Below are 20182 nucleotides of genomic sequence, written 5' to 3'. Positions count from 1 at the left end.
TACGGGCGAAAACGCTCTGGAATGTTCCGGGCTGCGGAGAGGGCAATCGGATTGCCTCTCTGGCAAAGCATTCCCGGGTGTTGGCATTCTGGCTGTTGTAGCGGCAAACGCATGACCGCCGGATAAGCGAACTCCTGTATCGCGCATCCGGTTTTTGCTGCAAAATAACGCCCATCGATTCATGACTTTCTCGACCCGCCGCATGTCCAAAATCCGTTTGCGTCCCGCCATCAATAAAAGCATCCTTTTGTCGGGACTGCTGGCCGCGCTGTCTGCCGCGCCTGCGCTCGCGGATGACGCAGCCGATATCAACAAGCTCATGCGTGCCGGTCAATACGGCGAAGCCCTGAGCAAGGTCGACGCCTCGCTGTCCCGGACGCCCCGGGATGCGCAACTGCGTTTCCTGAAAGGCGTGATCCTGGCCGAGCAGAACAAGTCCGCCGAAGCCATCGCCATCTTCGCCAAGCTGACCGACGATCATCCGACCCTGCCCGAACCCTATAACAACCTGGCCGTGCTTTATGCGGCATCTGGCCAGTATGACAAGGCGCGCTCCGCGCTGGATGCGGCGATTCGAACCAACCCGACTTATGCCACCGCCTACGAAAACCTGGGCGACGTGCATGCGAAGCTCGCCAGCCAGGCATATGACAAGGCCTTGCAGCTCGATTCCGGTAATTCCGGGGCGAAGTCCAAGCTGACGCTGATGCGCTCGCTCGTCAGCGTCAACGGGGTGGCCGGGAACGTCAAGCCATCTTCCATTCCGCCGAAACCGCAGGAGCAGATCATCGCGTCGGCGCCGAAGCCGGCACCGGCACCTGCGCCATCACCGGCGCCGGCGCCCGCGCCGTCCCCCGCGCCCGTGCCGGCAGCCAAGCCCGCGGACCAGGTCCCCGCCACCAAGCCTGCCCCTCCCAAACAGGAATCCGCCAAGCAGGAAACTCCGAAGCAGGAATCCGCCAAGCAGGAAGCCAAGCCCGCCGCCAAACCCGCGCCGGAAAACAATGGCGAGCGCGACGACGTGATCGAAGCCGTGCGCGACTGGGCAAAGGCCTGGAGCGCGCAGGACGTCAAGGGATATCTGAACGCCTATGGCAGCGATTTCCAGGCGCCGAACGGACTGGCGCGCAAGGCGTGGGAAGAAGAGCGTCGCAGCCGCATCGTCGGCAAGGGCCGCATCAGTGTCAAGATCGAATCGCCTCAGGTGAGCGTCAACGGCAATACGGCCACCGTCAAGTTCAGGCAGGTCTATCTGTCTGATCAGCTGACTGCCAACACCCGCAAGACCCTGGTGCTGACCAAGCAGGGCGGGAAATGGAAGATCAAGCAGGAAAACACGGGCGGCTGATGTTTCGTGTTCAACCCATCAAGCCGCTCCTGCGGCGCGGACTCTTCTTCAGCCTCTCCGGTGCGCTTGCGGCTGCCTGGAGCGTATCGGCCCCGGCTGCCGCGACGAGCCCCGCCATCCGCGAAGCGATGCAGGCTGTCGCATCCAAGCCCGATCCGGAGGCCTTGCTGATCGATGTCTACAAGGAGCTCGGCGCCAATCATCTTCGCAGCGCCCTCGAGAAGGCGGACCGCCTGGTCGAGGCCTATCCGAATTTTCGGCTCGGCCACCTGATTCGCGGCGACCTGCTGCTGATGCACAACCGGCCCGTCGCGACGCTGGGCGCCGTGGTCGGACCGGAAGACAAGCTGAAGAATCTGCGCGAGGAAGCCATGGTGCGCATGAAGTCGCTGCGCGAACGGCCCGATCCGGATCTGATTCCGCGGCAGGTGCTTCAGCTGCGCGAAGACCAGAAGCATGTGCTGCTGGTGGATGCCAAGCGCTCGCGGCTCTATGTGTATGCGCATCGGGCCGGAAAGCTGAAACTGGTCACCGACTACTACATCAGCCAGGGCAAGTACGGCGTCAACAAACTCAAGGAAGGTGATCAGAAAACCCCGATCGGGATCTATTACATCACCAGCCGCCTCTCCGGCACGCGCTTGCCCGACTTCTACGGATCGGGGGCGCTGCCCATCAATTATCCGAACGAATGGGACAAGCTCAACGGCCGCAGCGGTTCGGGCATCTGGCTGCACGGAACGCCGTCGGACAGCTTCAGCAGGCCGCCCCTGTCCTCGGATGGCTGTGTCGTGCTGACCAATCCGGACCTGCACAGGCTGTCCAGTTCGGTCGAGATCGGCAAGACGCCTGTCGTGATCAGCGAGACCATCGACTTCGTCAACCAGACCAAATGGGACAATGACCGTGCGGTTGCCACCCGCATTCTCGAGGAATGGCGCCAGGACATCGAAAGCCTGAACCCATTGCGGGTCGCCCGGAATTATTCCCGCCAGTTCAAGTCCGACCGCGGCGAGGATATCGATGTCTGGCTCGGCAAGCATCAGCAGTCGCTAGGCAACGTAAAGGCATTGAAGCTGACCTTGCGGGACATGACGCATTTCTTCTATCCCGGGCGCGATGACATGATCGTGAGTACATTCACTCAGGAAACCATGGTCGGGAAAAACAAAAGCACCTTGCGCAAGCGCCAGTACTGGACCAAGGAAGGTGCGTCATGGAAGGTGCTGTACGAGGTCAATCTCTGAACGCAAGAGCCGCATATCGAATGCCGGATACCGCTGCCTTTCCGGCTGCCTGGATTAGGCTCTGCAGATAAGCTGCTGTTCGACCCGGGTCCGCGCCTGAAGTGCTCAGTGTACTGTCTCTTGCGCGTGCGCTCCTCGACACGGCTCCGAACCCGCACGCTGATCACATACCTCCTGGCATGAGCGAGCTCAAGCACACGGCGGATTTTGCTGCTGGCGCATGGCCAATCGCATATCTCTCATCTATCCTGTTGAACCACTGAAGTGCCGCGTTGTCTTTCCTGACATAAGTTACCGTTTATTCAGGCTGGTTCAACATGCGGTGCTCATATTGCGGGTTGGAAAAGACCGCCCGGGGTTGCGCGCGGTGCGATCAATCGCAGGTCGTCTGCAATGCGTCGACATACATACCCCCTGCAGCCACCACGCGCTTTAAGAGCCTGAACTGCCATGAGGACCTGGCGGGCAGGAGGCGAATTCCTGCGGCTTCGCTGCCAGGAACGGTCACTGCTGTGCTGCTACGGAGGACACGTTACTTGACTGGCTTTTCTTCATCGATTCCGACACCCGATCCCGCGGCATCCGGAGGCGACAGGCCCCGGATGGAGCCGCGGGATGCCGGTGCTGCGATCCCTCCGAAGGAAGGACAGCCGCCGCAACCTGCGCAGCAGCAGAATGGCGAAGGCCCCGACACATCGGCGTATCGCTATGGCAATCTTCCTCCCAATCCCGCTTATGAAGAGTTCCAGCGCGAGTATGCGGCGCGGTATGCCCCTTACAGCGAACCGGTGGTCAGCCGGCGGCGCAAAGGTTTCCGCGCCATTCATATGGCCCTGATTTTCACGCTTGGCGCGGCTGCGGGACTGGGTGGCGCATGGTGGGCTGATTCCTCCGGCCAGCATCCAACGGCGGCGTCGCCGGTGCCTGGCATCGTTTCCTCCAAGCCTGCCTTGCCCCCATATGAAGAACTGATCCGGCGCGATAACGGCCAAGGAGCACGCGGCATCCGTTCCAGCGAGCTGCCCTATGACGGCAAGCCGCCCGGTGAGAGCGAGCAGACCGCATCGGCGCCACTGGTGGCCCCGCTGTCATCGGCGGCGATATCTTCCGGCGGCAGTGGAGAAGAGGAGGGCGTCGCCTCTGCGCAGCCTGCAATTCCCCCGGCCTCCGTTTCGGTGCCGGAGCAGGCAAGGAAGTCTTCTCCATCACCGGCTACGCCAAAGGAAGCCGCTGCGTCGGCCAACCGTGCGCCTGGTTTGGGAGAGATGCGTTCGAAGGAATCCGAAAACAAGGCGGCAGCGCCCGCCCCGGCTACGTCCAAGCGCACTACGGTGGCGAAGAATGCGAAAGATCAGGAAATCGAGCGTATGCGCCGCCAGGCGGACGAGGAATTGAAAAAGAAGAATAGTGCGTCCCGCCGTGCCGACGATGATGGACGCAATGCATCGCGGGTCGCACAGAAAAGCCAGGCTAACACGCAGCCAGCCAACTCGTCATCCTCCTCATCCAACAGCCACAAGGTCATGCTCGCGCAATGCGAGGCGGCGCCGAATATCTTCCGGCGCGAACAATGCAAATGGAAACTGTGCAACGGCATGTGGGGCAAGAACGGCTGTCCGTCATATGCCAAGCCGAACAATCTCTACAATTATTAAGAATTAAGAGCGTCTATCAACATGCCGCTTGCTGCGTTGCACCTTAATGCCGCAGGTCTGTGCTGTCTTTGTCGTCCTTCCTTGCCATCCTCATGTTGATTGACGCTCCAAGAGTTGGAACAAAGTAATGACGTCGTAGTAATCCCTGCAGTCGATACTCAAACCTTCGCACTCTGGTCCCACCACCTCTCTTCGTGCCCTCGTTCCATGTCACGCCGGTCGCTTTCCCGGGCGAGAGAATGCATTTGCAAGAGTCTGTTGTTGCATTCTTCAGGAAACCTTAAGCACTCTGTTAAGAGTTGTTGCGCCGTTCGTACATGGTATGTACATCGGTAAATACTAAGTAGCATTTCCACGGGAAAAGTTCGAACATTGTTTAAATAAACATTTGCCGTATGGGAAGTTTGTTGTACTATGTTCGTACATTCTGTTAAAGGAATTTCTATGAAGACTGCAATCCGCAAGATGGGTAATTCGCAAGGGATATTGATTCCCAAGCCGTTCTTGTTGCAGACCGGTCTTGATATCGGCGAGGTGGAAATCGACGTGGAAAACGACACCATCGTGATCCGCAAGCCGAAGAAAAAATCGCGCGAAGGATGGGCAGAGGCATGCCAGAAAATCGCGGCGAGCGCGGCGGAACAGGCAATTGGATGGCCGCTCATCACAAATGAAGCAGATGCTGGATTTTCATGGTAAAGCGCGCCGATGTATGGCTGGTTGATTTCGAAAAACCGGTCGGTAGCGTGACGCAGCAGCGCTGGCCCTGCGTCATCGTCTCACCTGAAGAAATGGATGAGTACCTGAGCACGCTGATCGTGGCGCCGATGAGCACCCATGATCTGCCGGCTCCGTTCAGGATTCCCGTGATGTTCATGGGAAAGCAGGGGCTCATCCTGCTTGATCAGATCTGCACGCTGGAAAAAGTGCGGTTGATAAGGAAGCTTGGTGCAATCGGCGACGACACCATGGCTAAGACTCTCGAAGTATTACAAGAAGTTTTCGCTTATTAAGATAAGGACGACTCACATGGCCAATGATTACCTGTCGGAGATTCGCGATGTCAATCTCAGCTATCTGATGATTGCTCAGCAGATGATCCGCGACGATCGTGCCGAAGCAATCTTCAGGCTTGGCATCAGCGGCGAAATCGCCGACCTGATTGCCGGCATGAGCAATGCCCAGGTGCTGAAGATGGCAAGCTGCAATGTCATGCTTTCGCGTTTCCGCTTCAACGATACCGCCATTCTCTCCACCCTGTTGCGCGACAAGGCGGGTGCAACGAGCGCTCCTGTGCATGCCTCGATCATCATGGCTTCGCAGGCGCCGGAAACCTTGGTTTGACGAGGCAACTGGCGTGACCATCTGCAAGCGCCGCGGCCGAATGTCCTTGCTGCCTCTTTCCATGTGCCATGGGAAGCGTGCAGTATTGCACCCGCGTGCTTGTGCATGGTCTCTCCCGGATTTGCGTTTCGGTCCCGCTCTTTACGGAGGCTGAGATGCATGCCTTGGACGTCGTCGACAATCCGCTGCAATGGGAAACCGAGCGCCAGAATCGCATCCATCAGGAGGCGGTCGAGCAGCGGAAGAAGCTCGCCGGCGGTGGTGCTGGCGGCGGGCTTGCAGCGCGCGGTCAATCACGAAATGACGGCATGTCCGAAAAGACGGACGTTGCGGCCTCGACCGAGTCGGCGCAGAAGACCTTCATCGGCGATGTCGAACGCCTTCGCTACTATTGGATCGACAAGGTCCTGCGCATCCCGCGCATACGTTCAGCCCTGATTCCGCTCGATGAAGCCACCGAAGGCGATGGCTGGAGCAAGCCGCTTTCCTTGAAGAAGGCGGATATCGAGCCGTTTGCTTCATTCTTCCGCGGTTATTGCCAGTCGCGCCTGTTCCTTGAGCAGGTAAGCCTGCGTGCCGGCCAGATCGACAGCAGTGAAGTGCTGCAACTCGATTTCCCGGTGCGGGCACTGTTTGAACTGCGGGGGCTCAATACCGGCATCATCTTCGATCCGCCGGTACAGATCGATGCGCAGATCGAATTTCATGATCTTGAAGAAGACCTGCGCGCATGCCGTGACTATGCGCGCATGCGCGGCTTGATCGAGATGGCGGAAAACATGCACGACAGGCAGCTGGAACAGGCTGTCGTCAAAGGGCGGGAGATGGGTGATGCACTTCACGACGCGCTGATGGGAGACGGGCACGTCAATCTGATTCGCGCATGGGAACGCGTGCATCAGCGCAAGCCCACCATTCAGGAACTGCACCTGATGCTTACAAGAGGGCGCATCAGCGTCGATCAGCGCCAGGACTCCGCGCCGATATCCGGCACGCCGCGTCCGGCATTCATGCCCGAGGCTCGAGCCCCGGAGGCATCGCCTAGAAAGTCCGCTCCTGTTTCGCCGCGCGTCATGGCGCCGCAGCCACCGCAGCCACCGCAGCCACCTCAGTCATCTCAAGCAGCCATAGCCGACACCGAGGCGGATCTTCCTGAAAAGGATGCCGATACCGGCATCACCGCAAAAGACCCCAAGCCATCTTCTTCTGCGCGCGCGCGCCAGATCCTTTGGTATGTGCTTCATGCGGCGGTCGGCACTGCCGCAGTGGCGGCGTACACTTGGTACTTCTAAAGCGCTTCGGCTTGATGGACTAGGCAAGGCAAGGCCGAGAAGATTTCGAGTCGGCGGATGGCTAGAGCGTTTTCACCCTGACCTGCCTGTTGATCCCGGACAGATAGCTACTGGCACTGCGTTGTGACTCCTTGCCATGGCTGGCCATGTCGCGTCGTCACGCCTTGTTCCAGCAGCAATCTGCCTTGGCCTCGACCAGGCCGGTCAGGGCGAAGACGCTCTAGGCTGTGTTTGATAAGCTGCTGCGCAATCCGGATTGGCACCTGCGGTGCTCGGCGTACCCTGCGTACGCGTGCGCTCCTCGGCACCACTCCGAACCGCTCGCAACGCGTATCAAACACAGCCTAGCGCAACGAGGCCAGATGGAAAAGATGCGGCCTCACGGCATGAGACTGGAATGAGAGTGACGACCAGCGGAAGATGGTGGCCTTTCTCGAAGGGAAAGTGGCATGCCGAGAAGAGAGGCACGAAGCGCAGGCTTTGAAAACAGAAAAGGGTCTAAGCTTTCACTTAGACCCTTCGTATTCTGGTAGGCCGTGCGGGACTCGAACCTGCGACCAACGGATTAAAAGTCCGCTGCTCTACCAACTGAGCTAACGACCCAACGAGGCCCGCATTATAGCAACAATCTCCGGAAATGGTAGCCGTACGTAGAAAAAATCTCTTTCTGAACGGGCACATTCCATTTCGCGAGCATTCACACTGAATGTTGCCTGGTCTGGTATCAAGCCCCTCTGCCATGGAAAATGCCCATCGGCTGAGGGCACAGGACACGCATCGCAATAGCCGCGCAGTGTGATCTTTCTCGATGGCATATTGCGGTACATCCCTTCATACAGCTCTTATAAGGCGAGCTGAAACCTTGTTGGACTTGCTAGACTTGTTGGTCCAGTAAAGACAGGAATCGAGCCCATTCCAAGTCCAAGGTGCCTGTATGACGCCAGCCTTGTCGCACTGTCCGAGCGCATGGGCTCCCGCACTTCAATGCAACTCCGAACAGCTCTCGTCGCTTGGCAAACACAGCCTGGTCCGGTGCGGTTACCTCATATTTGCTCTCAACAGATCTTCAGCTTGGGCCTGTGAATACTGGATGGGCCTTCGCATTGAATAGTTATAAACCGGGTGCTGGCTGTAAAAACGGTATTACTCTCGCCCAGGGAGTATGTACTTCGTTGTTACGGGTATTAATTTTGTTGTTACGTGAATTTGGTCTTTCGTATTGACATAGACCCCGATCGAAATGGACTCACAATGTATGAACCGAGTGCGCGCTTGCGCAGCGGCGGGCAGATAGGCTTGCGTGGGCAGTCGGAGCAGCCGGCGAACACGACGCATGGTATGAACCCGCCACTTCACGACAACACCGACCACGGGAGGCAAGCGGAATGCAGCTGATCAGGTCAACGCGGAGGTAACCTTCAGCACTTCGTCCGCAGTGGTGACACCTTCGGCTATCTTCATTGCACCGGCGATGCGCAGCGGTTTCATGCCGTCACTGATGCTTTGTCGGCGCAGCGCATGGATGTCGGTCTCCTGCTTGATCAGCCTGGAGAAGGGCTGAGTAATCCCGAGGAGTTCATACAGGCCGGTGCGTCCGCGGTATCCGGTCTGCCGGCATTCCGGGCAGCCCACCGGGCGATATACGGTTGCCGGTTTCGGCAATGCCCATCCTTCGACCAGGCTGGCCCAGACATCATCGTTCAATTCCCCGTCCGGCTTCTTGCATTCCGGGCACAGCGTGCGCACCAGCCGCTGGGCCATGATGCCGATCAGGGTCGCTTCCAGCAGATAGTAAGGCACGCCGAGTTCCAGCAGGCGCATCACGGCCGACGGGGCATCATTGGTGTGCAGCGTCGACAGCACGAGATGTCCGGTCAGCGCGGCCTGGATGGCCATCTCGGCGGTTTCGAGGTCACGGATCTCGCCGACCATGATGATGTCCGGATCCTGCCGCATCAGTGCGCGCACGCCGTCGGCGAAGGAGAGGTCGATGCCGTGCTGGACCTGCATCTGGTTGAAGCTGCCTTCGACCATTTCAATCGGGTCTTCGACGGTGCAGACATTGACCTCGGAGGTGGCCAGCGCCTTGAGCGTCGTGTACAGGGTCGTGGTCTTGCCGGAGCCGGTGGGGCCGGTGACCAGGATGATGCCGTGCGGACGGGCCGTGAGCGCATCCCAGCGTTTCGCATCGTCCGGCGGGAAACCGAGTTCGGGCAGCGTCTTGACCACGACATCCGGATCGAAAATGCGCATCACCAGCTTTTCGCCGAAGGCGGTCGGCAGGGTGGACAGGCGGAGTTCGATTTCCTGGCCGCCGGCGGTGCGCGTCTTGATGCGGCCGTCCTGCGGGCGGCGCTTTTCGATCACGTCCATGCGGCCGAGCAGCTTGATGCGCGCGGTCATGGCGATCATCACCGCGATCGGCACCTGGTAGACCTGGTGCAGCACGCCGTCGATGCGAAAGCGGATCGCGCCGAGATCGCGCTTGGGTTCGAGGTGGATATCGGAAGCGCGCTGCTCGAAGGCATACTGCCACAGCCAGTCCACGATGTTGACGATGTGCTGGTCATTGGCATCGAGCGTCTTGTTGGACTTGCCGAGTTCAACCAGCTGCTCGAAATTGCTGCGCAGGGAGACGTCCTGGTTGCCGAACTTGTTGGCGCCCTTGATGGACTTGGCCAGCGTGAAGAACTGCGCGGTGTACTGGGCGATGTCGAGCGGATTGGCGACCACCAGGCGCACGCTGCGCCGGGTGATCTTGGCGATCTCGGCTTCCCATTCGATGGCGAGCGGCTCGGCGGTGGCAATCACGACATCGGTGGAGGTCAGTTCCACCGGCAGGATGTTGAAGCGGCTTGCATAGGTGGCCGACATCACATCGGCCACCTTGGTGAAATCGATCTTCAGCGGGTCGATGCGGAAGAACGGCAGCTTGACCTTGCCTGCCATCCATTCGCTCAGCCAGTCGAGCGTCAGCAGCCGGTGCGGCGGGGCGGCCGACTGCAGCTTGCATTGGGCGACAGCGGTCAGGGGATGCATGGTGACGGTGGCATTGCGCAGCAAGCCTTGCGCCTGGTTGAACAGCGTTTTCGCCTCCGTCTTGGCCACGATGCCGTCGGCCATCAGCCAGGTAAAGATTTGCTGCAGGTCGATGGTCCGGGTCGCCGCCTTGGCCGCGGGTGCGCCGGCCTGCTCGAGTCTCGCGCTCATTGCTTTCCTTGTTTTTCCATGCGCAGCTGATGCCAGACCTGCATGCCGTTCACCCAGGATTTGGTCGGCAGCCTGGTGGCGGCGGTAATCTGCGCGGCGCGCTCGTGCAGGGCCTTGAAGTCGATTTCCGGCTTGGTCTTGAAGGCGAGCACCACCACATTGCCTTCATGTACCGGCGCCAGGCATAGCGTGTCGGCAAATGCGTAGCGCATCGCCTTGTAGTTCTTGTTGTAACTGGGATGGTCGCCGAACAGGTTGACGGTCATGATGCCATGCGGTTTCAGGCAGGCGGCGCAGGCTTCGTAGAACTCCGGCGTATCCAGCACCGGCCCCTTGACGGTGGCATCGTAGAGATCAACCTGCAGCGCGTCGAGGGTACCGTGGTTGGCCGGATCCGTCACGAAATCCATCGCATCCATCTCGCGTATGGACAAGCGCTCGTCTTCCTGCGGCAGCTTGAACATGGAGTGGCATACCGTGATGACCGAAGGATTGAGTTCGACCGCCGTCACGCGCGCGTCGGGAAATTGCCGGTAGCAGAACTTGGTCAGTGCGCCGGTGCCCAGGCCAAGCTGGGCGACATGCGCAGGCCGCTCGATGAACAGCATCCACGACATCATCTGCTGCGCATATTCCAGCTCGATCCAGTCCGGCTTGCGCTTGCGCATCGCGCCTTGAACCCACTCGGTGCCGAAGTGCAGGAAGACCACGCCGTCCTGCTCCGAGAGAGTGATGGGTGCGAACTTGGGCTTGCGCGGCGCTTTCGGGGCCGCCGGCTTGCCGGGGCCGGCCTTGCGGTTGGCTTGCGCTTCCATGGAATTGCGTTTGATGAGCATGGCGATTAGGCAATCTGCCGTGCGCCGGAACGGCGGACGGTAAAAAATGTTTCTGTCATTCTACAGAATGATGTTCTTCCATTGCGCCAGTTTTTCCTCAAAGGAAAGCTGGGCGTTGGCAGGTGAAGACGAAGGCAGGACCAGTGTTTCAAATCCTGCATCGGCGAAGAAGGGCGCGTACTTGCCCGAGGTCTTGCCATTGAAGCAAACCTTGCGCAGCTGCGGCGCTTGATGGCGCAGGACTGCGAAGTCGTTCGCCTGCGCCTGCCTGATGTCGGCATCGAGACTGCCCTCGCGCTCGCATATGGCGATCACATCCCACAGGCCGATGCCATGGCTCAGCAGCCTGTTCAGCCGCTGTTCGTAAGGCAGGCTTGCAATGGGATCGTCCAGCACGGCCGATAGCAGCCGCCAGAACTGGTTGCGCGGATGGGCATAATATTGCTGTGCCGTAAGCGAAGCCACACCTGGAAAACTGCCGAGAACGGCGATGCGCGTGGACCGGTCGAGGACCGGCGGAAAGCCGGCCAGCAGGGCGGTCTGCGGGGTCGGAATGGAGGTCATTCCTGCATTGTAGCCGCAGCCTCGCCGGGCGGCAGGCCGTGCCGGCGGCGACGGCCGGAACGCTGGTTTAATATGTCGTTATCGGAAAGGCCACTACCCGGAGAAAACATGTCCAGAAAGGTCATCCTCATCACCGGCGGCAGCCGCGGCATCGGCGCCGCGACCGCCCAGCTCGCCGCGACCCAGGGGTACGCGGTCTGCATCAGTTATCTCAACAACCGTGCCGCCGCAGATGAAGTGGTGCAGGCCATTCTCAATTCCGGCGGCGAGGCGATCGCGGTGCAGGCCGATGTCTCGTCCCAGGAAGATGTGATCCGGCTGTTCGGCGCGGTCGACCAGTCGCTCGGCGATATCACCGCGCTGGTCAACAATGCCGGCATCCTCGAACACCAGATGCGCGTGGAAGACATGGATGCGGGGCGGCTCGCCCGGATCTTCGCCACCAATGTCACCGGAAGTTTTCTCTGCGCGCGCGAGGCTGTCAGGCGCATGTCGACCGCCCGCGGCGGAAGCGGCGGGGCGATCGTCAATGTGTCATCCATCGCCGCCAGGCTGGGAGCGCCGAACGAGTATGTCGATTACGCCGCGTCGAAAGCCGCAATCGATGCGATGACCATCGGCCTGGCCAAGGAGGTGGCGGCCGACGGCATACGCGTCAATGCCGTGCGGCCAGGCGTGATCTATACGGAAATCCATGCCAGCGGCGGTGAGCCGGGCCGGGTCGACCGCGTCAAGGAAACCGTGCCGATGAAGCGGGGCGGGGATGCGCTCGAAGTGGCCAATGCCATTCTGTGGCTTCTGTCCGACCAGTCTTCCTATACGACGGGTTCGTTCATCGATGTTGCCGGCGGCCGCTAGCACCGCGGACCGGGCCAGCATGTATCTCTGGCATGGCCGTGCGCTGATCGTCGGGCCGGGCATCGATTCCTCGCCGCATGCCCACTTCGCACTCCAGCTTACCCTGGGCCTGGACCGACCCTTCCGCGCCCGATTGGCACCGGACCAGCCCTGGCAGGAAACCGGTGCGGCCGTGTTTGCCCCCAACCAGGCGCACCAGATCGATTGCGGCGGCGCGATGCTGGCCCATCTGTTCGTCGAGATGCCGCTGCGCCAGCAGACGATAGGCACCGTGATGCCGGCGCAATATCAGGCATTGCCGGATTTTGCGGCGGTGCGCAGCGCGCTGGAAGCGGCGCGCCGAAGCACCATCAACGTGGAGGACGCCGCGCAGGCAGCCGGGCAGTGGCTGGCTTGTGCGGTGCCGCAGGCGCTCATGCCTGCCGCCTATGACGAGCGCATTGCGGCGGCGCTGGCCTGGATCGCCGCCAACCCCGGCAGCGAGCCCGACGGTGCCCTGCTTGCACGGAAGGTGCATCTGTCCGAAAGCCGCTTCACGCATTTGTTCCGCGAGCAAACCGGGATGACGCTGTCGCGCTACCTGCTGTGGATGCGGCTGCTTGCAGGAGTGGCCGCGGTGGCGCGCGGCGACAGCCTGACCACGGCCGCACATCAGGCCGGTTTCGCGGACCTGGCGCACATGAGCCGCAGCTTCCGCAATACTTTCGGCGTCGTGCCGTCGCAGCTGCAAAAGATGACGATTGCGTTCAAGCAGACCGTGCAATGAGGTTCTAAGATGATCAAGAGCGATCGAGCAGAATCGCCTTATCAAACCAAGGAACATGGAGACTCTCATGGAAACTGTTGCGCAAAGACAGGTCGATGCCCTGCTGGACAAATACGGTGAAAGCCATCGTCATCCCGCCAATGAACTGATCCACTGCATCTGCATTCCGGCCATCATCTTTTCCTTTCTCGGCCTGCTGTGGAGCCTGCATCCGCTGGCTGCGCTGGCCGTCACCATCGTCTCGCTCGTCTATTACCTTCGCTTGTCGGTATCGTTCGCGCTCGGCATGCTGGTAATGTCGGGCGTCATGCTTTGGGCGCTGTCGCTGCTGCCGCAGGCTCATGTACTGAGCGTTTCGCTCGCGGTGTTCGTGGTGTCCTGGATCGGGCAGTTCATCGGCCACAAGATCGAGGGTAAGAAGCCATCCTTCTTCGACGATCTGCGCTTTCTGCTGATCGGTCCGCTGTTCGTGCTGGCGATTCTGTATCGCCGCGTCCGCATCGCATACTGAGCCCTGCATGGAATGAAAATCGCCATCTTCGGCGCCGGCTCGATCGGCGTCTATGCCGGGGCGTCCCTGCTGGCTTCCGGCGCCGATGCGGTGCTGATCGGAAGGGCGCCGATGCGCGCCCGGATCGCCCGCGACGGCGTGCGGCTGACCGACCTGCGCGGCGGCGATCGGCGGCTTGAGCCCGAACGCATTCCGTACAGCGAGGAGGGCCAGGAACTGGGCGATGCGGACCTGATCCTGGTGACGGTCAAAAGCGCCGATACCGCCGCCGCGGCAGCAAGGATTCGCGCTCATGCCCGGCGCGATGCGCTGGTGATCAGCCTGCAGAATGGCGTCGGCAATGTCGATGTCCTGCGCACCGCCTTGCCCGAGCAATGCGTGCTGGCCGGCATGGTCCCTTTCAATGTGGTGCAGATGCCCGGCAACCGCTTTCACCGCGGCACCGAAGGTGAAATGATGGTGGAAGCTTCGCCGAGGCTGGCGCCGTGGCTCGACGGCTTCCGCAATGCGGGCTTGCCTCTGCTGGAACGCAGTGATTTCCTTGCGGTGCAATGGGGCAAGCTGCTGCTGAATTTGAACAACCCTGTCAATGCGCTGTCCGGCTTGCCGCTGAAGGCCGAATTGTCGCAGCGCGCTTACCGGCGCTGCCTGGCCTTGCTGATCGGCGAGGCGCTCATGATCTTGAAGGCGGCCGGCATCCGGCCGGCCAAGGTGGCCAAGGTGGCGCCGGGCGTGCTGCCCGTGCTCCTGCGGCTGCCGGATTTTCTCTTCGCCCGCGTGGCCGGCGCCATGCTCAACATCGATCCCGAGGCGCGCTCGTCGATGTGGGAAGACTTGCAGGCAGGACGGCGCACCGAGGTGGATTACCTCAACGGCGCCGTGGTGCGCCTGGCGCAGTCGTGTGGCCGCAAGGCGCCGTTGAATGCGCGCATCGTCGCGCTGGTGCGCGAAGCGGAGCAGGGAAGCGATCGGCGGTTTGCCGGTGGAGCACTGCTGTCGGCTCTGCAGACGACGGACGAGCTGCGGCGCGATCCACTCACCAGCGCCGACAGCTAGAGCGGTTTCGTCTCCACAAGAGCCTTCTGATCGCTTAAGCCGGTCTCATCGCCGCCCAGGCGGCATCCGAAAATATGTCGCGGTACGCCTTGATGTCGGTCTTTGCCCGGCCCGACAGCCAGAGGCGCGCATAGTCATGCGCCGCGCCGGTCATCAGCGAGCCGTACAGTTCAAGCGGCAGCTTCCTGATCCTACCTGCCTCGATATGCGGCTGGAACCACTGCACCACCGATTCGATATGCGAGCGCGTCTGCTCGCGCAGGTCGGCGGCCATGCCTCCCCTTGCCAGCACGCTGCGCCCGTAGAGCACGAAGCGGGCCTTGTCGGGATTGGCCGACACCCAGTCGACATAGGCATGGGCGATGGCCCGCACGCCTTGTTCGGCTGTGCCCGCCGCCTGCAGCAATTCCTGCTGGTAGACATGATGTTCGGCCAGCGCCGCCACATACAGCGCGGCGGCAATGCTTTCCTTGTTGCCGAAGTGATGGTACATGCTGCCGATGCTGGCGCCGGACCGCTCCCGGATCATGTCGATGGTGGTGGCCTCGATGCCATGTTCGGTGAAACACGCAAGGGCGGCCTCGAGGATCTCCTGCTTTCTGTTTTTCTTTTCTACGGTCATTTCCGGCTTTGCGCGACATGATGGATTCTGCATTGACTAGAATATTATTCTAGAATACGATTCTAGAGCGGTATTCTGCCAATGCGCCGAATGCAACCATACCGCGACTGTGCGACGGCGGCAATTCCTGCCCCGATTCCATTCAAGGAGCAGCAAATGAACCAGACTCTGGCCCTGTATGAGCAACTGGGCAATGAGGCCTTCGGCAAGGCGGTTACGCAGATTGCCCCCTATTTTTCCACGATCGCGCCGAGTTTCACCGCCTTGCGCCCGGGTTTCGCGGAAGTGAGTTTCGCCAACCGGCGCGAGGTGCATAACCATATCGGCACGGTGCATGCGATCGCCTTGTGCAACGCCGCCGAACTCGCCGCGGGCACCATGACGACCGTCTCCCTGGCCGAGGGGCGGGAATGGATACCGGTCGGCATGAGCGTGCAATACCTGGCCAAGGCGAAAACCGATATGCGGGTCGTGGCCGACGGCGGCGCCGTCGACTGGAGCCGGACCGGCAATGTCGAGGTGCCGGTCGATGCCTTCGACACCGAAGGCAGGCGCGTCTTCACGGCGACCATCACGATGAACCTCAGGTAGGCCGCCGCAACGGGAGAAAACCATGAATCTGCTGTTCCGGATGTTCTATGTGCTGCTGGGCGCGCTGTTCCGGCCGCGCATCGGGACCGATGCTTTTGCAAGCCGGCTCCGCCTGCGCACTCTGCCGAACGACCTCGACATCAACCTGCACATGAACAATGGCCGCTACCTGACCATCTGCGACCTGAACCGGGTGGACCTGTTCATCCGTTCCGGACTGGCGAAGGTGATGCTGAAGCGGAAATGGATGCCGATGATCGCCGACCACACCATGACCTACAAGAAGCCGCTGAAGCTGTTCGAGCGCTTCGACGTCGAACTGGCGGTGACGCACTGGGATGCGAAATACTTCTACATGACGCACACCTTCACGGCGGGCGGAAGGGTGGCGGCGATAGGCACTTCGAAAGGCGTGATCCGGTCGCGTGACGGCGTGGTGGATCCTGGGCTGGTGATGGAAACCGTGGGCCTCGTCCAGCGCATGCCGGACAAGGTGGCGTAGGCCTGGCCAGGGTGGAAGGTTGAAATCGCCAGGCGGGAAATAAAAGGAGCGGGCCAGCGGCGCCGCTCCTTTTTCATCAGGCATCCAGCACTGCGGCTTGCCCGGCAAGACATTGCCTGAACAAGGCGACGGCGGTTTCGGCGCCGCCGCCTGCCGTGCCGTTGTGCCCGGAATTACTTGCTTGCCATGCCAAGCAGCATTTCATTGAGCCGCTTGACGAAGCCCGCCGGGTCGGACAGGTTGCCGCCCTCGGCCAGCGTTGCCTGATCGAACAGGATGTGCGACCAGTCATCGAACCTGGCTTCCTCGTATTTCAGCCGCTGCACCAGCGCATGGTCCGGATTGATTTCCAGGATGGGCTTGGATTCGGGCGCATTCTGGCCGGCTGCCTTCAGCATGCGCAGCAGATTGCCCGACAGTTCATGTTCGTCCGCCACCAGGCAGGCCGGCGAATCGGTCAGGCGGAAAGTCACGCGCACATCCTTGGCCTTGTCGGACAGGGCGGTCTTCATCTTCTCGACCAGTTCCTTGTACTGCGACTCGGTTTCCTCATGCTGCTTCTTCTCGGTTTCGTCTTCCAGCTTGCCGAGGTCGAGATCGCCCTTGGCCACCGAGACGAGCTCCTTGCCCTCGACTTCATGCAGGAAGGACAGCATCCATTCATCGACGCGATCGGTCAGCAGCAGGACTTCCACGCCTTTCTTGCGGAAGATTTCCAGGTGGGGGCTGTTCTTCGCCGCCGCATAATTGTCGGCGGTGACGTAATAGATCTTTTCCTGGCCTTCCTTCATGCGGCCGATATAGTCGTCGAAGGAAACGGTCTGCGCATCATTGTCGTTGTGGGTCGAGGCGAAGCGCAGCAGCTTGGCGATGCGTTCCTTGTTGCCCTGGTCCTCGCCGATGCCTTCCTTGAGCACCTGGCCGAATTCGGTCCAGAACTTCGCGTACTTGTCCTTCTGTTCCTGTTCCTCGCCGTTTGCCATTTCTTCCAGCAGGCCGAGCACGCGCTTGGTGGAGCCCTCGCGGATGACCTTGACGTCGCGCGACTCCTGCAGGATCTCGCGGGACACGTTCAGCGGCAGGTCGGCCGAGTCGATCACGCCCTTGACGAAGCGCAGGTAGACCGGCATCAGCTGCTCGGCGTCGTCCATGATGAAGACGCGCTTCACATACAGCTTGATGCCGCCGCGCTTGTTGCGGTCCCACAGGTCGAACGGCGCGCGCCCCGGGATGTAGAGCAGCTGGGTGTACTCGCTGCGGCCCTCGACGCGGTTGTGGGTATAGGCGAGCGGCGCCTCGAAGTCGTGCGAGACGTGCTTGTAGAACTCCTCGTACTGTTCTTTCGTGACGTCGGACTTGCTGCGCGTCCAGAGCGCGCTGGCCTGGTTGACGGTCTCGAACTCGTCCCTGACCACGGTTTCCTTCTTCTCTTCATCCCACTCTTCCTTTTGCATCAGGATGGGCAGGGAGATGTGATCGGAGTATTTGCGGATGACCGACTTGAGCTTCCAGATGGAGAGGAATTCATCCTCGCCTTCGCGCAGATGCAGGGTGATGTCGGTGCCGCGCGCCGGCTTGTCGATCTGCTCGACGCTGAAGTCGCCTTCGCCGCCCGATTCCCAGCGCACGCCCTGGTCAGCGGGCAGGCCGGCGCGGCGGCTGTCGACGGTGATCTTGTCGGCGACGATGAAGGCGGAATAGAAGCCCACGCCGAACTGGCCGATCAGCGCCGCATCCTTCTGCTGGTCGCCGGAAAGCTTGGAAAAGAACTCCTTGGTGCCCGACTTGGCAATGGTGCCGAGGTGCTCGATGGCCTCGTCGCGGCTCATGCCGATGCCGTTGTCGGAAATGGTGATGGTGCGTGCCGCCTTGTCGAAGGTGACCTTGATCTTCAGCTCCGGATCGTCCTCGAACAGCGCGCTGTTGTTGATCGCTTCAAAGCGCAGCTTGTCCGACGCGTCGGAGGCGTTGGAGATCAGTTCCCGCAGAAAGATTTCCTTGTTGGAGTACAAGGAGTGAATCATCAATTGCAGCAGTTGCTTGACTTCTGCCTGAAAACCCAGGGTTTGCTTTTCGGCTACGGCCATTTTCACCTCGAGAATCAATGGTAGTAATTGTAAGGAGCGGAATAAGCAGCCGGCACGCAGGAAAGCTCTGCATGCAGGTCTGACAATTCCTGCGAAATGGGGACTGCCCTGAGGATTTCAAGGGCTGTTCTTGCAAATGGTTAATTTTGCGGTACCGGGGCGTGCGTGCTCCGCGGCGAACAATGCCGGCAGCCCGGTCAGCCAGGTTGCATGAACCTTCGCTAATTCTTTCCCAGCTCCCGCTCCAGGAAGCGCAGCACTTCGATATCCCCCATCGAGGCGACATTCACCCGCATGCGTGTCGACGGCAGCTGGCTTGGCGAGAACAGGCTGCCCGGCGCCAGCAGGATGCCCTCGGCCATCGCCTTTTCGGTCAGGACATTGGTGTCGCAGCCGGCGTCGGCCCACAGGAACAGGCCGGCCGGCGTGGTGATGTCGATGGTCAGTCCGACCCGTTCCAGCTGCTTGATCATCTTGTCGCGCGTGCCGTCGAGCTTGCCGCGCAGGCGGTCGACATGCTTGCGGTAGTGGCCTTCGGACAGGATCTTGTAGACGATGCGCTCGCCGATGTCGGATGTCGTGAGCGTCGACAGCATCTTGCGGTCGGACAGCCGCTTGGCCATTTCCTCCGTGGTGGCGATGAAGCCGACCCGCAGGTTGGCCGCCAGCGTCTTGGAGAAGCCGCCGAGGTAGATGACGCGGTTCAGCTGGTCGAGCGATGCGATGCGCGTGGCTGGCTGCACCGAACTGCCCGGATGCAGGTCGCAGTAGATATCATCTTCGATGATGGTGAAATCATGCTGCTCGGCGATCTTGAGTATCTGGAAGGCCTTGGCCGCCGACAGCGAAGTCGAGGTCGGATTGTGCAGCACGGAGTTGATGACGTAGAACTTCGGCTTGTGCAGCGCCGCCAGTTCGGCCAGTTTCGCGATATCCGGTCCATCTGGCAGGCGCGGGATGCCGATCACGTTGGCGCCGAGCGTGGCAAAGGAGCCGAACATCAGGAACCAGGCCGGGTCGTCGACGAAGATGGTGTCGCCCGGCCGGGTGAAATGCCGGGCCACGATATCCAGTCCCTGCGTGATGCCCGACGTGGTCACGATCTGCTCCGGCGTGGCGGCGATTTCCAGTTCCGCCAGCTTGAGCTGCAATTGCTGGCGCAGCGGCAGGAAACCCTGCGGATTGCCGTACTGCAGAAGCTGGCTCTGGTTCTGGCGGCTGATGGCGCGCAGCCCGTTGGCGATCAGTTCGCCGTCCAGCCAGTCGTTGGGCAGCAGGCCGGAACCCGGGGTGCGGTGCGCGGGATACTGGCGGAACATGTTGCGCACCAGCCAGACCACATCAATACGCTGCGGCGGCGGCGCTTCCTCCGTCCGCACCTGTCCGGCGACCGCCAGCGGCGAACGTTCGCGCACATAGAAGCCCGAGCCCCGCCGCGATTCCAGGAAACCCTGCGCCACCAGCCGGTCGTAGGCTTCCACCACCGTAAAGCGCGAGACGCCGTGGGTTTCCGCGAACTGCCGGATCGACGGCATGCGCGCCCCGCTGCGCAGCAGCTTGTCGTCGATGCGGGCCTGTATCGAGCGAACGATCTGGTCCACCAGCGATTCGCCCGCCTCCCTGGAGAGAACCGGCGTGGAGGCGAGGCTGAGAGCGGCCGCCTTTGCATATCGAGCTGTATTGGTCATTTTGC

At 60.9% G+C, this 20182-nt stretch carries 19 protein-coding genes and 1 tRNA gene; 13 read left to right on the top strand and 7 right to left on the bottom strand.

All coding sequences use genetic code 11. The annotated features are described in order from the left end of the window. The first annotated feature begins 202 nt into the window (after positions 1 to 202). The 7 genes from FH061_RS07450 (at position 203) to FH061_RS07420 (ending at position 6886) form a co-directional block, all read left to right on the top strand. Entirely contained in the window at positions 203 to 1348 is a 1146-nt protein-coding gene (locus FH061_RS07450) for a YybH family protein (RefSeq protein WP_225984521.1), read from the top strand. Beyond that, positions 1348 to 2595, top strand: coding sequence for a L,D-transpeptidase family protein (locus FH061_RS07445; RefSeq protein WP_151634536.1), 1248 nt, complete (start codon positions 1348 to 1350; stop codon positions 2593 to 2595). The genes FH061_RS07450 and FH061_RS07445 overlap by 1 nt, the downstream gene beginning before the upstream one ends. Before the next feature lie 536 nt (positions 2596 to 3131). Then, entirely contained in the window at positions 3132 to 4250 is a 1119-nt protein-coding gene (locus tag FH061_RS07440; protein ID WP_151634534.1) for a hypothetical protein, read from the top strand. Positions 4251 to 4694: 444 nt separating this feature from the next. After that, positions 4695 to 4949 carry an AbrB/MazE/SpoVT family DNA-binding domain-containing protein gene (locus FH061_RS07435; RefSeq protein ID WP_151634532.1) on the top strand — a complete coding sequence of 85 codons (255 nt, stop codon included), beginning with the start codon at positions 4695 to 4697 and terminating at the stop codon, positions 4947 to 4949. Further along, positions 4943 to 5263, top strand: a complete 321-nt coding sequence (locus tag FH061_RS07430) for a type II toxin-antitoxin system PemK/MazF family toxin (RefSeq protein ID WP_151634530.1) — start codon at positions 4943 to 4945, stop codon at positions 5261 to 5263. Before FH061_RS07435 ends, FH061_RS07430 begins: the two co-directional genes overlap by 7 nt. A 16-nt stretch (positions 5264 to 5279) precedes the next feature. Continuing rightward, complete coding sequence (flhD, locus tag FH061_RS07425) at positions 5280 to 5594, top strand: flagellar transcriptional regulator FlhD (protein WP_151634528.1); 315 nt, start codon at positions 5280 to 5282, stop codon at positions 5592 to 5594. A gap of 155 nt (positions 5595 to 5749) precedes the next feature. Further along, complete coding sequence (locus FH061_RS07420; RefSeq protein ID WP_151634526.1) at positions 5750 to 6886, top strand: hypothetical protein; 1137 nt, start codon at positions 5750 to 5752, stop codon at positions 6884 to 6886. 527 nt (positions 6887 to 7413) lie between these two features. Here the strand turns inward: FH061_RS07420 and FH061_RS07415 are convergent. The 4 genes from FH061_RS07415 to FH061_RS07400 form a co-directional block, all read right to left on the bottom strand. Then, positions 7414 to 7489: transfer RNA gene (locus tag FH061_RS07415), tRNA-Lys, on the bottom strand. 792 nt (positions 7490 to 8281) lie between these two features. Continuing rightward, positions 8282 to 10096 carry a GspE/PulE family protein gene (locus tag FH061_RS07410; RefSeq protein ID WP_151634524.1) on the bottom strand — a complete coding sequence of 605 codons (1815 nt, stop codon included), beginning with the start codon at positions 10094 to 10096 and terminating at the stop codon, positions 8282 to 8284. After that, positions 10093 to 10932 (bottom strand): spermine/spermidine synthase domain-containing protein, encoded by an 840-nt coding sequence (locus FH061_RS07405; RefSeq protein ID WP_151634522.1) that lies wholly within the window; start codon positions 10930 to 10932, stop codon positions 10093 to 10095. Before FH061_RS07405 ends, FH061_RS07410 begins: the two co-directional genes overlap by 4 nt. A gap of 60 nt (positions 10933 to 10992) precedes the next feature. Then, positions 10993 to 11466, bottom strand: a complete 474-nt coding sequence (locus FH061_RS07400; protein WP_151634655.1) for a DNA-deoxyinosine glycosylase — start codon at positions 11464 to 11466, stop codon at positions 10993 to 10995. 138 nt (positions 11467 to 11604) lie between these two features. On the opposite strand from FH061_RS07400, the gene FH061_RS07395 reads away from it, so the two are divergent. The 4 genes from FH061_RS07395 (at position 11605) to FH061_RS07380 (ending at position 14687) form a co-directional block, all read left to right on the top strand. Further along, the gene (locus tag FH061_RS07395; RefSeq protein ID WP_151634520.1) at positions 11605 to 12354 is read left to right on the top strand and encodes an SDR family oxidoreductase; all 750 of its coding nucleotides are present in this window, start codon (positions 11605 to 11607) and stop codon (positions 12352 to 12354) included. Between the two features lie 19 nt (positions 12355 to 12373). Next, entirely contained in the window at positions 12374 to 13120 is a 747-nt protein-coding gene (locus FH061_RS07390; RefSeq protein ID WP_192804952.1) for a helix-turn-helix transcriptional regulator, read from the top strand. 67 nt (positions 13121 to 13187) lie between these two features. Further along, a complete protein-coding gene (locus FH061_RS07385) occupies positions 13188 to 13631 on the top strand; it encodes an Mpo1 family 2-hydroxy fatty acid dioxygenase (RefSeq protein WP_151634516.1) in 444 nt (147 codons plus the stop codon). Positions 13632 to 13643: 12 nt separating this feature from the next. After that, entirely contained in the window at positions 13644 to 14687 is a 1044-nt protein-coding gene (locus FH061_RS07380) for a 2-dehydropantoate 2-reductase (protein ID WP_151634513.1), read from the top strand. Between the two features lie 34 nt (positions 14688 to 14721). Here FH061_RS07380 and FH061_RS07375 read toward each other — a convergent pair whose 3' ends face one another. Beyond that, positions 14722 to 15309 (bottom strand): TetR/AcrR family transcriptional regulator, encoded by a 588-nt coding sequence (locus FH061_RS07375; protein WP_151634511.1) that lies wholly within the window; start codon positions 15307 to 15309, stop codon positions 14722 to 14724. 156 nt (positions 15310 to 15465) lie between these two features. Here FH061_RS07375 and FH061_RS07370 point away from each other — a divergent pair, with 156 nt between their 5' ends. Together FH061_RS07370 and FH061_RS07365 are read left to right on the top strand one after the other, a co-directional pair. Beyond that, the gene (locus tag FH061_RS07370) at positions 15466 to 15900 is read left to right on the top strand and encodes a hotdog fold domain-containing protein (RefSeq protein ID WP_151634509.1); all 435 of its coding nucleotides are present in this window, start codon (positions 15466 to 15468) and stop codon (positions 15898 to 15900) included. Between the two features lie 22 nt (positions 15901 to 15922). Further along, on the top strand, positions 15923 to 16402 hold the full coding sequence (locus FH061_RS07365) for an acyl-CoA thioesterase (RefSeq protein ID WP_151634507.1): 480 nt from the start codon (positions 15923 to 15925) through the stop codon (positions 16400 to 16402). A gap of 173 nt (positions 16403 to 16575) precedes the next feature. On the opposite strand, the gene htpG is transcribed toward FH061_RS07365, so the two are convergent. Both htpG and FH061_RS07355 read right to left on the bottom strand, forming a co-directional pair. Then, entirely contained in the window at positions 16576 to 18489 is a 1914-nt protein-coding gene (gene htpG, locus FH061_RS07360; RefSeq protein WP_151634505.1) for a molecular chaperone HtpG, read from the bottom strand. 221 nt (positions 18490 to 18710) lie between these two features. After that, the gene (locus FH061_RS07355) at positions 18711 to 20177 is read right to left on the bottom strand and encodes an aminotransferase-like domain-containing protein (protein ID WP_151634504.1); all 1467 of its coding nucleotides are present in this window, start codon (positions 20175 to 20177) and stop codon (positions 18711 to 18713) included. Positions 20178 to 20182 lie beyond the last annotated feature (5 nt).

The sequence above is a fragment of the Noviherbaspirillum aerium genome (assembly GCF_008929045.1).
Taxonomy (GTDB): Bacteria; Pseudomonadota; Gammaproteobacteria; order Burkholderiales; family Burkholderiaceae_D; genus Noviherbaspirillum; species Noviherbaspirillum aerium.
The sequence above is the reverse complement of the archived record's forward strand: the minus strand, read 5'-3'. Positions and strand labels throughout refer to the sequence as shown.